General features: G+C 62.8%; 11 protein-coding genes. 5 read left to right on the top strand and 6 right to left on the bottom strand.

Annotated elements, in window-relative coordinates:
• Positions 1–214 precede the first annotated feature (214 nt).
• From P0D84_RS02235 to mpl, 6 genes are all read right to left on the bottom strand, one after another.
• Positions 215–1,192, bottom strand: a complete 978-nt coding sequence (locus P0D84_RS02235) for an IclR family transcriptional regulator (RefSeq protein WP_408332074.1) — start codon at positions 1,190–1,192, stop codon at positions 215–217.
• A 1,257-nt stretch (positions 1,193–2,449) separates the two neighbouring features.
• Complete coding sequence (gene mtgA, locus P0D84_RS02230) at positions 2,450–3,172, bottom strand: monofunctional biosynthetic peptidoglycan transglycosylase (protein ID WP_408332072.1); 723 nt, start codon at positions 3,170–3,172, stop codon at positions 2,450–2,452.
• A gap of 65 nt (positions 3,173–3,237) precedes the next feature.
• A complete protein-coding gene (gene aroE / locus P0D84_RS02225) occupies positions 3,238–4,107 on the bottom strand; it encodes a shikimate dehydrogenase (RefSeq protein ID WP_408332070.1) in 870 nt (289 codons plus the stop codon).
• Positions 4,104–6,218 (bottom strand): ribonuclease catalytic domain-containing protein, encoded by a 2,115-nt coding sequence (locus P0D84_RS02220; protein WP_408332068.1) that lies wholly within the window; start codon positions 6,216–6,218, stop codon positions 4,104–4,106. Before P0D84_RS02220 ends, aroE begins: the two co-directional genes overlap by 4 nt.
• A 183-nt stretch (positions 6,219–6,401) precedes the next feature.
• Positions 6,402–7,004 (bottom strand): YqiA/YcfP family alpha/beta fold hydrolase, encoded by a 603-nt coding sequence (locus P0D84_RS02215; protein WP_408332066.1) that lies wholly within the window; start codon positions 7,002–7,004, stop codon positions 6,402–6,404.
• On the bottom strand, positions 7,001–8,395 hold the full coding sequence (gene mpl, locus P0D84_RS02210; protein ID WP_408332064.1) for a UDP-N-acetylmuramate:L-alanyl-gamma-D-glutamyl-meso-diaminopimelate ligase: 1,395 nt from the start codon (positions 8,393–8,395) through the stop codon (positions 7,001–7,003). The genes P0D84_RS02215 and mpl overlap by 4 nt, the downstream gene beginning before the upstream one ends.
• A 211-nt stretch (positions 8,396–8,606) precedes the next feature.
• Between mpl and P0D84_RS02205 the strand changes: the two genes are divergently transcribed.
• The 5 genes from P0D84_RS02205 (at position 8,607) to accC (ending at position 12,501) form a co-directional block, all read left to right on the top strand.
• Complete coding sequence (locus tag P0D84_RS02205; protein WP_408332062.1) at positions 8,607–9,260, top strand: UDP-N-acetylmuramate--alanine ligase; 654 nt, start codon at positions 8,607–8,609, stop codon at positions 9,258–9,260.
• A gap of 15 nt (positions 9,261–9,275) precedes the next feature.
• Positions 9,276–9,824 carry a TlpA family protein disulfide reductase gene (locus P0D84_RS02200; RefSeq protein ID WP_408332060.1) on the top strand — a complete coding sequence of 183 codons (549 nt, stop codon included), beginning with the start codon at positions 9,276–9,278 and terminating at the stop codon, positions 9,822–9,824.
• A 194-nt stretch (positions 9,825–10,018) separates the two neighbouring features.
• Entirely contained in the window at positions 10,019–10,474 is a 456-nt protein-coding gene (gene aroQ, locus P0D84_RS02195; protein WP_408332058.1) for a type II 3-dehydroquinate dehydratase, read from the top strand.
• Between the two features lie 76 nt (positions 10,475–10,550).
• Positions 10,551–11,015, top strand: a complete 465-nt coding sequence (gene accB / locus P0D84_RS02190; protein WP_408332056.1) for an acetyl-CoA carboxylase biotin carboxyl carrier protein — start codon at positions 10,551–10,553, stop codon at positions 11,013–11,015.
• A gap of 118 nt (positions 11,016–11,133) precedes the next feature.
• Complete coding sequence (accC, locus tag P0D84_RS02185) at positions 11,134–12,501, top strand: acetyl-CoA carboxylase biotin carboxylase subunit (RefSeq protein WP_179734457.1); 1,368 nt, start codon at positions 11,134–11,136, stop codon at positions 12,499–12,501.
• The last annotated feature ends 2 nt before the right edge of the window (positions 12,502–12,503 follow it).

Below are 12,503 nucleotides of genomic sequence, written 5' to 3'. Positions count from 1 at the left end.
ATGGCGGCGGCGCTTCCGTTGGCGGCGGCGCTTCCGATGGCGGCGGTGCTTCCGATGGCGGCGGCGCTTCCGCTGGCGTTGGCGCTTCCGCTGGCGGCGGCGCTTCCGCTGGCGTCGGCGCTTCCGTTGGTGGCGGCGCTTCCGATGGCGGCTGCGCTTCCGTTGACGGTGGCGGCAACTTTAGTAACTGCCGACAGGGGGCGCGCCGTTTGCTTCATCGCTTGATCCTGCGGGTTGCCGGTTGCGGGGTGCGCCAGCCGAGTTCTTCCGAGATCGCGCGCGCTTCGCGCTGCACGACCGGAATCAGTTCATCCATACGTTCCAGCGACATATAAGGAATCGTGCTCGCCACCGACAGCGCAGCCACGACGGAGCCCGATGCATCGCGCACCGGTGCCGCGACGCAACGGATCGACGCTTCGTTTTCCTCGAGGTCGAAGGTGTAGCCGCCGGCGGCGTAATTGGTCATGCGCTGCATGAAGGTCTGCTGGTCGGGGCGGTTATCCGGCTTGAAGCTGACGCCGGCGAGCGCGCGCCGCGATGCCTCGAAAAGCGTCTGCCAGACGTCCGGCGTGAGGTCGAGCATCATGGCTTTGCCAATCCCAGTCGACGCCAACGGCATCCGATGACCGACGCGCGAGCGCATTTCGAGGCCGCGCGTGCCGGGGATCTTGTCGATGTACAGGACGTCGTCGCCGTCGCGCACGCCGAGGTGGATCGTGTCGAGCGTCTGTTCAGCGAGCGATTCGAGATGCTGACGCGCGACTGCGGTGAGCGGCATCTGTTCGAGCGCGATGGTGCCGAGTTCGATCAGCTTCGGGCCGAGCAGATAGCCGCCTTGCACTTGCCGCAGATAGCGCGCCTGCACGAGGCTGCTCACCAGCCGATGGGTGGTGCTGCGGGTCGTGCCAAGCGCGGCGCCGAAGGTACGCAGATCGCGTACGCCGGCCGCGGCGGCTTCCAGAATCGCCAGACCGCGCAGCAGCGTTTGCGTGCCGGCTTGTTGCGGAGTGACGTCGAGCAGCGTGCTGGGCAAGGCGATTTCGTTGAGCACGGCCGGTTGCGCGCTGGCGCGGTGTGCTTTCGCGGCGTTGGCGGCCGGTTGTGGCGCGACGCGGGTCGCGTGGTCAGCTTGCGGCTCCAGATCGGCTTTGGACGCGCCGGCGGCGTGAGTGGGCATCGCTTTGTTCATGGCGATCTGCTTTTGGTGGTTTTTTTGCGCTTACAGCGCGGGGCCGGAGAGGAGGCCTGCTTTGCTTTTGCTCGCTGCGCTGGATGTGTTGCCGGTGGCGCGGGCAAGCGAGTGCTGCCTTTGGGTATTAGGCATGGTTTGGCTTTGTCTCCGGTTTTTTTAGCTGTCGCTGGCCGCGGCCGGGTTTGCTGGCTCGCGGTGCGGGTTGGTTTGGATTGTAGGGCGGTTTTTGGGAAAGCTCCAATATGTGAGTGTTTGATTCATATAATGGGATTTTTTCCCTGCGGGAGGCTTGGGGCCTTTTCTTGATTTGATTGCCTGCTCGCGCTTGTTTGGCTGTGCTTTATGGCGTGGGCCTTTCCTTGATTTGTTTGCCTGCCCGGCGCTTCATGGCTGTGCTTTTATGGCGTTGGCCTTTCCTTGATTTGTTTGCCTGCCCGGCGCTTCATGGCTGTGCTTTTATGGCGTTGGCCTTTCCTTGATTTGTTTGCCTGCCCGGCGCTTCATGGCTGTGCTTTTATGGCGTTGGCCTTTCCTTGATTTGTTATTGGTCGATTAGCGTCGCCCCTGTGCGGGGCGGGCACTTACTTCTCTTTGCCGCCGCAAAGAGAAGTAAGCAAGAGAAAGCGGCTCACACCGCTAACTCTTAAGCGGGTCCCCGCACAGCTACGGTAGTGGCTCATCTGGAATCGGTGCCCTCGCGCATTCAACGTAAGTGACAAGGGCGTCATACTTCCCGCCTCGCACTGTGTGCTCGCCGGAAGGGCTCATCCATAACCAGGGGCTTCGGTTGTGGGCGGCGGGCCATCGGCTTCGCCTCGGCGAAGCGTCCGGGCGACAGCACGGGAGAGGCAGACTCGAAGAGACGATATGCGCCGAGCCACCGCGCGAAATGAACCGTGAGCGCGAAACCGCAGCAATCGGCTTTATGAACCAGGCTTCGGCGCGCGCAGCGCCGCCGGAAGTATGACGGTTGTGTCACCAGGGCCGAATGTGCGAGGGCACGGATTCCAGATGCACCACTACCGTAGCTGTGCGGGGGACCCGCTTAAGAGTTAGCGGTGTGAGCCGCTTTCTCTTGCTTACTTCTCTTTGCGGCGGCAAAGAGAAGTAAGTGCCCGCCCCGCACAGGGGCGACGCTAATAGACCAATATCAATTCAAGGAAAGGCCAACGCCGTAGGCAAACAGACAAACAATTCAAGGAAAGCCCGACGCCATAGGCATACAACCAAAAACCCGCCAAACAGTCCCAACCCTTACTCCGGCAATTCCGCCGCCCCCATCCTCCTCGCAATCACGCGCGAACGTTGAGCCAGATACCCCGAGCCCCTGTGCTCATCAAAATATTTAGGCTGCGGCAGCATCACGGCCAACCGGGCCGACTGCCCAGCAGTCAATTTGGCAGCAGAAGTCTTGTAGTAATAGTGCGCGGCCGCCTCCGCGCCATAAACCCCATTCCCCCACTCAACAGAGTTGAGATAAATCTCAAAGATCCGCTGCTTATCCATCAAGGTTTCGAGCATCCACGTAATGATCAACTCCTGGCCCTTGCGGATATAACTCTTCTCCCGCGACAAAAACAGATTCCGCGCCAGCTGTTGAGTAATCGTCGACCCGCCACGCACAATCTTGCCCTTGGCCTTATTGCGCTCCCACGCCTGCAAAATGGCGTCCGTCTCGTAGCCGTTGTTATTCACGAAATTCGCGTCTTCGGAAGCGATAATCGCACGCTTCAGGTTGTGCGAAATCTGCTCATACGGCACCCACGTATGCTGCACCGAAAGATCAGGCCGATCCTCCGACAACCGCCGCGCATCCGATCGCATAAAAGCCGTCGACTGGGGATTCACGTAATTCCATATCGCGATCTGCGCGAAGTAAAACGCCTGCGTCGCGAACCACGCAATCGCCACCACGGCGCCCAGATAAAACACCCACCGCACCGGACCTGGCCGGCTCCCGCGCCGCGTTGCTGTCATCGTGACTGGAGTCCTCAAGTCGGTGAATCGGTGAGTGAGCGTGTTCCGGAAAGTAATGCAGCGATCTAGGCGTGCGGCGGCGCCGTCAACAGCGCTCGCAATTCGGCCAGCACCGGTGCGCCGTCAGGCCGCACGCCGCGCCACACGTAGAACGACTCGGCTGCCTGCTCGACCAGCATGCCGAGACCATCGGCGCCACGCGCACCGAGCTTCTGCGCGTGCTCCATGAACACCGTCGGATGCGCACCGTACATCATGTCGTAAGCGAGCGTGCCGCTGCCGAACGCACGGTCGTCGCACTCGGGCAACGAAGCATCCAGACTGCCCGCCGTCGCGTTGACGATCACGTCGTACGTGCCCGCCTCGATCGCTCGCGCACTGCCGCCGCTCAGACGGCAAGCGGCGTCGCGTGCAGCGTCGGCGAACTGCTCGACCAGCGCTTCGGCCTTCGCCGCGGTGCGGTTGACGATCGTCAGCGTATGCGGCGCGCGATCCAGCATCGGCAGCACGACGCCGCGCGCGGCACCGCCTGCGCCAAGCAACAAAATCCGCGCGCCCTTCAACGGCACACCGAGATTCACCTCGATGTCTCGCACGAGGCCAAAGCCGTCTGTGTTGTCACCGTAGACACCGCTCGCGTCGAACCGCAGTGTGTTCACCGCACCCGCGGCCGCCGCACGCGGCGACACGGTGTCAGCGAACGCGTGTGCGTCGAGCTTGAACGGCACCGTGACGTTCAAGCCGCGTCCGCCCGCTTCGATAAAAGCCCGCACGTGCGGCACGAAAGCCTCGACCGGCGCGAGCAAGTGACCGTACTCGATCGGCTCGCCGGTCTGCGCGGCAAACCGGCCATGAATGAACGGCGACTTGCTATGACCGACCGGGTTGCCGATCACCGCGTAGCGATCGCGTGCTTCTGCTTCGTTAGTGCTCATCGTCCTGGCTCCGCCACGTGCTGCTGATCCGCTGATGCGTCACCGGCGCCGGCGCCGTTTTCGGCGTCGCCCGGTTCAGCCGCGCCGCCGTCGAGGTCCGCTTCGGCTTGCGCCTCGGCTTCGCCTTCGGCGCTTTCGTCCGTCACGTCGATGATTTCCTCTTCGCCCTCGTCGGCTTCCTCAGCTTCGCTGCCGCTCGTCACGGTCGGCGCGTCGAGCACGTGCAACAGGCGCACGGACGCTTCGACGGTCAGTTCGTCGAGCGACATCACTTCCATCTGCAAGCGCGTGCCACGCGCGTGCACGCCGAGACCCGGCACGTGCAGCAGGAGCGGAATCTCCTCGAGGCGCACGAGATCGCCCTTCACCACCGACGCCACCACCTGCTTCCGGTTCTCCTGCTTCAACCACCTCAGGCACCAGAAGTACTCCATGCGGCGCTGGTGATCGGCATACGCGGTGTAGGTGTCGTCGAAACCTTGCACGACGGCGAACAGATCGGCGTCTTTCGGCTTGAAGGGTGCGGCCAGTTTCGCGGTCACGCCATGCTGCACACAGGCGAGCAATTGCCACTGGTTCACGAGGTCAACGTAGCGGCGCAGCGGCGACGTGCTCCACGCGTATTGCGTGACGCCCAGCCCCTCGTGCGGCGCGGCGTTGGTTTGCATGCGGGTGCGCTTCGGGCCGGTCGGTGCGCCGAACGCGCGCTGCGTACGATAGATGCCCGGCACACCGTGGTCGTGCAGGAACGCACCCCACGACGAGTTGGCGAGAATCGCGAGCTCCGCGACGATCGTGTCGAGCGGCGACCCGCGCCGGCGCGGCGTGATGGTGACGTGCTCGCCTTCCACATAGAAGTTGAAATCGGTGTTGCGCTGCACTTCGCGGCGCAGGCCGTAACCGGCGCGCGCGGTCTGACGCTTTTCGAACAGCGCCTGCGCGAACGGCCACAGCACGGCAATGTCTTCCTTGTGCGGATAGTCGCCGGTGCCGGCGGCGAGCGCTTCTTCGGTGACCAGTTCATCCAGCGTGTTGTGGCGCAGATTGTTCTTCACGAACACGCGCTCGGCGCGCGTTTCGCTCGCCACGATTTCCTGCGTCTCGCGATTGATGATCACATACAGCGACAAAGCCGGCCGCAAGCCGCCTTCGGCCAGCGTGAACGCTTCGACGACGCTATCGGGCAGCATCGTGATCTTGTCGCCAGGCATATAGACGGTCGACAAGCGCGTGCGTGCAATCTCGTCGACCTCGTCGCCACGCACAATGCCGAGCGCGGGCGCGGCGATGTGCACGCCGATCCGCACACGGCCGTCGGCCAGATGTTCGACGGAGAATGCATCGTCGATTTCAGTGGTGGTGACGTCGTCTATCGAGAACGCCTGCACGTCGGCTTCCGGCAGATCTTCCGGCAACGTGCCGACGGTGACCGGCGGAAAACCGGTGCCGTGCGGGAAAAACTCGGAGAGGAATTTCGCCTCGTGCAGCGCGCGCGCCGACGGAATCCCGCCGCATTCGAGCATCAGGCGCGCCTGCGAGATGCCGCGCGCCGCTGCGGCGCCCTCCAGCGCCTTGTATTCAATCGTGTTCTTGTCGGGCCGGGTGAGCAAAGCCAGCGCCTTGCTGCCACTAAAGCCTTCCGGCAAACGACCTGCCTTCAATTCGTCTTCGTAACCTGCCTGCACCAGCGCCTGCTGACGCTTACGCTCCAGCCCGGCAAGCGCCAGCTTGAGCTGCTCCTGCGGCGCGCGCTGGTACATGCCGCGGCCCTTCCGACGAAAGTAGACCGGCGCGCCGTGCATGCGCAGCACCAGCGCCGCGCGCTCAATCGAGCCGAACGATTCGCCGAAGTACTCGGCGCCCAGCGTGGCAAACGGGAATTCGTCATCCGGCGCGCATTCCCACAGGAAGTCCAGATCGATGTCCTGCGCGGCGGCGTCGGCCTGCTGCATCAACTCGCCGGCGCTCGGCTTTTCAAATTCGATCAGCACATCTTTCGTGCGCACCTTGGCGCGACGGCCGCCCGGCAACTCGACCTGAAAAGCATCGCCTTGGCGCGACAGCACGCTGCCCGCCTTGAAACTGCCCGATTCCTCGAAGAAAACGTTCACTCAATACTCTCGTTCTGACTTGCATCTGCCGGCGCGCCCGATCGGGTTCAGCTATCGGTCACTGCGCGCGCGGCACGGCAACGTGTTCGTGGTAGTGGATCCGCGGCGCGATACGCGCGCGCCGGCGGCATGATTCTGGTGATACTCAACGGCCTCGCGGCGCAATCGTCGCGGCCGTGACTGTCAGGCCGCCTCGCGAGGGGCCGGCGGCTCGATGTCTTCGGCATCGCAAAAGGCCAGCACATCGTCGACGTATTGCGCGAATTCGCTGATCGCGTGGTCGCTCCCTTCGATTAGCGTAGTGCGCGCGCCCGGATAGTGCGCAAGCATTTCGCGGTAATCGAGCACTTCGTCGCCGGTGGCGGCTATCAAATAATAGCGTTCGGGCCGGGTAATCGACGCGACGCTGAGCGCGCGCAGTTCATCCAGATGATGCGGCTCGACGGTGATGCTGCCGCCGCCGTGCCACAAAGGCTGCTCGCCGAGGTAGGCGCTCAGGTCGCGTTGCGGCACGACCGCCGGGTTCAGCAACACCGCCGGCCAGCCGTGCTTCTCGGCGAGATGCGTGGCGAAGTAGCCACCCAGCGAACTGCCGATCACCGTGACATTTTCCGGTTGCGCTGCCGCTACCAGCGATTCGGCGAGCGCCACGGTCTCGAGGGGCGAGACCGGCAGCATCGGACAGCACCATTCGTCGCTGCGGCCCAGTTCGACGAGGCGTGCCGCCAGCACGCGCGCCTTGAACGAATTGGGTGACGAACGGAAACCGTGCAGATAAAGGATCACGAAGTGCCTCGCGCAGAGAGTGCGTCGAGCAGCTTCTGATGCACGCCGCCGAAGCCGCCGTTGCTCATCACCAGAATCTGGTCGCCCGGGCGCGCTGCGTGCACAACTGCTTTGACCAGCGCGTCGAGATTGTCGAAAGCCTGCGCCCTGCCGCCGAGCGGCGCGAGCGCTTCGCCGAGATTCCAGCCGAGTGCGTCGCGACCAGCGGGCGCCCCATAGCCGAACACCAGGTCGGCATCGGCGAGACTCGCCGGGAGTTGCGCCTTCATCACGCCGAGCTTCATGGTGTTCGAGCGCGGCTCGAGCACGGCCAGGATGCGCGTGTTCTCGCAGCCGACGCGCGCGCGCAGCCCAGCCACCGTGGTTTCGATCGCCGTGGGGTGATGGGCGAAATCGTCGTAGACGGTCACGCCGTCGACGCTGCCGCGCACTTCCATGCGGCGCTTCACATTGCGGAAGCTCGCCAGCGACTTCGCGGCCACGGCCGGCGGCACCCCGACGTGGCGCGCGGCGGCGATCGCGGCCAGCGCGTTCATGCGGTTGTGCTCACCCTGCACCTGCCACTCGACCACGCCGACGCGCTCGCTGTTGTGATACACGGCGAAACGCTCGTCGACCGGCTCGCCGTCTTCCGCCGGCAAGGTTTCCCAACCGCCTTGCACGCCGAAGCGCTCGACTTCGCTCCAGCAACCGCGCGTCAGCACTCGCTCCAGCGCGTTTTCGCGACCGTTCGTCACGATGCGGCCGATGCCCGGCACCGTGCGGATGAGATGATGAAACTGCGTTTCGATCGCGGCCAGATCCGGGAAGATGTCGGCGTGATCGAATTCAAGATTATTCAGGACCGCGGTCTTTGGGCGATAGTGAACGAACTTGGAACGCTTGTCGAAAAAGGCCGTGTCGTACTCATCGGCTTCGATCACGAAGAAGCTGGAATCGGTCAGCCGCGCCGAGACGCCGAAATTCAGCGGTACGCCGCCGATCAGGAAGCCCGGATTGAGACCCGCGTCTTCGAGCAGCCACGTCAGCATCGAACTGGTAGTGGTCTTGCCGTGGGTGCCGGCCACCGCCAGCACCCACTTGCCGTTCAGCACATGCTCGCCGAGCCATTGCGGACCGGAAACGTAAGGCAGGCCGCGATTGAGGATCGCTTCCATCAGCGGGTTGCCGCGCGAGACCACATTGCCGATCACGAACAGGTCGGCGTTGAGGCCGCTCAACTGTTCAGCGTCATAACCTTCGATCAGACGAATGCCTTGCGCCTCGAGCTGCGTGCTCATGGGCGGATAAACGCCGGCGTCGCAGCCCGTCACGGTGTGGCCCGCGCCGCGCGCGAGGACCGCGAGTCCGCCCATGAACGTGCCGCAGATACCGAGGATGTGGATGTGCATAAGCCTGTCGTGCCGCGCGGGCGTATTTTGCAAGGGATGGGAGCTCAGAGAGGCGGCCGAAACGACCGTCTGCAAAGGACGCTATTGTAACCGACGCCTTTCCATCGCCCTATGAACCGGGCCATCAGGGTGGCCGCCCGCCCGCCTACGCCAGGCGCCCGCTGCGAACCGCCCAGAAAGGGCTTTCATCAATCTCTAGTATGATTGAGAGATGGTTCGCAAATCACATTTCGATCCGCAGCGCGTGCGCGAGGAAATCGCCATCGCGGCTGCCCGGATGATCGCTGAAGACGGTCTCGACTACGCAACGGCCAAGCGTAAAGCGGCACGGCAGGTAGTCGGCGAGAGCCGTGTTGCCGGCGAATGGCTGCCGGATAACGACCAGATCGAAGAAGAAATCCGTGAATATCAGTCGCTTTTCCAGGGCGACAGCCAGCCGGCGCTGTTGCGGCGGCTACGCCACCTCGCGATCGACTGGATGGAGCGGCTCGCTCCGTTCAATCCGTATCTGACGGGCGCGGTGCTCGGCGGCACAGCCGGCGAACACTCGGATATTCACCTTCAGGTGTTCTGCGACAACCCGAAAGAAGTCGCTATCTACTTTCTGAACGCCAACATTCAATACGACGTGTCTGAGACGCGGCATTTTGCCGGTCGCGGCTACGTCGAGACGTTGAGCTTCCTCTGGCGCCCCACGAACGAAGCGCGCGATGCGGAGCCTGTCGGCATCCACGTCGCCCTGTACGAAACGGACGACTTGCGCGGCGCGGTACGGGCCGACGCGCGCGGCCGCACGGCCCGCGCGAATCAGCAGGCGGTTCAGGCGCTGCTGGACAGTAGCGACGTCACCTCTCCAACTAATTAATTAGACAGAGCTGGAATGAACATGAAACGGATTCTGGCAGGCGCGCTGGTCGCGATCGCCGCTGCGGGCGGCGGGGTGCTGGCCAATCACTGGCTGAACGGCGACGCCGAAGTCGCCCATGCGGCGCAGAGCGCTTCAACTCAGAGCGCAGTTGAACAGTTGTGGGCCGCGCCGGTCACTAATGTCGACGGCAAGCCGCAAACGCTAAGTTTGCTTAAAGGCCACCCAATTGTCGTCAACTTCTGGGCGTCGTGGTGCGGTCCATGCGTCGAAGAAATGCCCGCGCTTTCGCAACTTCAGCGCGACTATGCGAAGAAAGGCATCCAGTTCGTAGGACTTGGCGTTGATTCGGATAAAAATGTGCAGGCGTTCCTGCAAAAGGTGAAAGTGGCCTATCCGGTCTATGTAACCGGATTCGGGGGCGCCGACCTGGCGCGCGCATTCGGCAATACCGCCGGCGGGTTGCCCTTTACCGTTGTCATCGACGCAAAAGGCAATATCCGCTCGACAAAATTAGGGCAAATCGACCCGCAAGCGCTGAAACAGACGCTCGACGCGCTCTAAATTTCACATTCGTTTGACGATCAGATAGGTGCAAAAGGCGCGAAATTACGCGCAAATCGCTCAAATTTGAGAGAAGATGGGCGCCCGGCGCAGCGGCAAAAGGCCGCCGAGGCCATACCGAACGCGCAGGAAACTAGACAAGTTTCTCTAATCAGCGCTAAAGTGCGCCCAATTCCACGGAAAAAGAAGCGACCATGACGCGACTGCTGGTACTGCACGGCCCCAACCTCAATCTTCTCGGCACCCGGGAACCTGAGGTCTACGGTCGGGTGACGTTGCCACAGATCGATCAGGCACTGGCTGACCGCGCTGCGGACGCAGGTGTCGAACTGGCGTCGTTCCAGAGCAATCATGAAGGGGCACTCGTCGATCGCATCCAATCCGCGCGGACTGAAACAACCGATTTCATACTGATCAATCCCGCCGCGTACACGCACACCAGCGTGGCCATTCGGGATGCACTGGCGGGGGTCGGCATCCCGTTCGTCGAGATTCATCTGTCGAACGTACATCGCCGCGAACCGTTCCGGCATCACTCGTATTTCTCCGACCAGGCTGAAGGCGTGATTTGCGGCCTCGGCTGGAAGGGGTACCTGTACGCACTCGAATTCGCGCTTGACCGGCTTGCCGCCGGCTCGTCGCGCGGCTGATTCCAAACACGTCCAATTTAAGCCGGGTACTGCGATTGCACGCGCCGGCACTTTACGCATTAAAAGGGGCTTCCTGATGGATCTACGTAAACTGAAAACTCTGATCGACCTCGTCTCGGAGTCCGGTATTTCCGAACTCGAAGTGACCGAAGGTGAAGGCAAGGTCCGCATCGTCAAGAATGCGCCGCCGGTTTACGTGCAACCGTCCGCTTCGTATGCGCCGCAATACGCCCAGCCGGCTCCTCTGCCCGGCGGCGAAGCCCCGGCCGCAGCCGCACCGGCTACGCCGGCCGCAGCCGCGCCGCAGGGCCACGTGGTGACCTCGCCGATGGTCGGCACGTTCTACCGCGCGCCGTCACCGGGCGCGGACCCGTTCGTCCAGGTGGGCGACACGGTCAAGGAAGGTCAGACGATCTGCATTATCGAAGCGATGAAGCTGCTCAACGAAATCGAGTCGGACAAGTCCGGCGTGGTGAAGGAAATCCTCGTCGAGAACGGCCAGGCGGTCGAGTACGGCCAACCGTTGTTCGTGGTCGGCTAACGCGGCACGCTTTGCGCCTGCCGCCCGCGCGCCTGCCCTCCCGAGGCGCGCGACTGATCCTCTGAGGCAGCCTGTGTTGTGATCAACCGGGTGCCTATTGATGAGTCGAAAACCCGCTATGTTTGAAAAAATCCTCATTGCCAATCGTGGCGAGATCGCGCTTCGTATCCAGCGCGCCTGCCGCGAACTTGGCGTCAAGACCGTCGTCGTCTATTCGGAAGCCGACAAGGAAGCCAAGTACGTGAAGCTCGCCGACGAGGCGGTTTGTATCGGCCCGGCGCCTTCGAATCTGAGCTACCTGAACATGCCCGCGCTGATCAGCGCGGCAGAAGTGACGGACGCCGAAGCGATCCACCCCGGCTACGGCTTCCTGTCGGAAAACGCCGACTTCGCCGAACGCGTCGAGCAGTCCGGCTTCACCTTCATCGGTCCGCGCCCGGAAACCATCCGGATGATGGGCGACAAGGTGACCGCCAAGCAAACCATGATCAAGACCGGCGTGCCCTGCGTGCCGGGTTCTGAAGGCGCGTTGCCGGAAGATCCGAAAGAGATCGTGAAAATTGCCCGCCAGGTCGGCTACCCCGTGATCATCAAGGCCGCCGGTGGCGGCGGTGGCCGCGGCATGCGCGTGGTCCACACGGAAGCGGCGCTGGTCAACGCGGTCAACATGACGCGCGAAGAAGCCGGCCGTGCCTTCGGCAACCCGCAGGTCTACATGGAGAAATTCCTGGAGAACCCGCGGCACATCGAAATTCAGATCCTGGCCGACTCGTTCAAGAACGCGGTCTGGCTCGGCGAGCGCGATTGCTCGATGCAGCGCCGTCACCAGAAAGTGATCGAGGAAGCGCCGGCGCCAGGCATCGCGCGCCGCCTGATCGACCGCATCGGCGATCGCTGCGCGGACGCCTGCAAGAAGATGGGCTATCTTGGCGCGGGTACGTTCGAGTTCCTGTACGAAAACGGCGAGTTCTATTTCATCGAAATGAACACACGCGTGCAGGTCGAGCATCCGGTGACCGAGCTGATCACGGGCGTCGACATCGTGCAGGAACAGATCCGTATCGCGGCCGGTGAGAAGCTTGCGTTCCGTCAGCGCGACATCGTGTTCAAGGGTCATGCGATCGAATGCCGGATCAACGCTGAAGATCCGTTCAAGTTCATTCCGTCGCCGGGACGTTTGACGTCGTGGCATATGCCGGGCGGCCCCGGCATCCGTGTCGATTCGCACGCCTACAATGGCTATTTCGTGCCGCCGAACTATGATTCGATGATCGGCAAGCTGATCGCTTATGGCGCGACGCGCGAGCAGGCGATCAAGCGGATGCGCATCGCACTGTCGGAAATGGTGGTGGAAGGCATTCAGACCAACATCCCGCTGCACCGCGAACTGATGCTGGACGCGAAATTCGTCGAAGGCGGCACCAGCATCCACTACCTCGAAAACCGGTTGGCCGCGAAGCAGCAAGCCGCACCGGAAGAAGCGTAACT

The sequence above is a fragment of the Paraburkholderia sp. RL17-337-BIB-A genome (assembly GCF_046025895.1).
Taxonomy (GTDB): Bacteria; Pseudomonadota; Gammaproteobacteria; order Burkholderiales; family Burkholderiaceae; genus Paraburkholderia; species Paraburkholderia fungorum_C.
The sequence above is the reverse complement of the archived record's forward strand: the minus strand, read 5'-3'. Positions and strand labels throughout refer to the sequence as shown.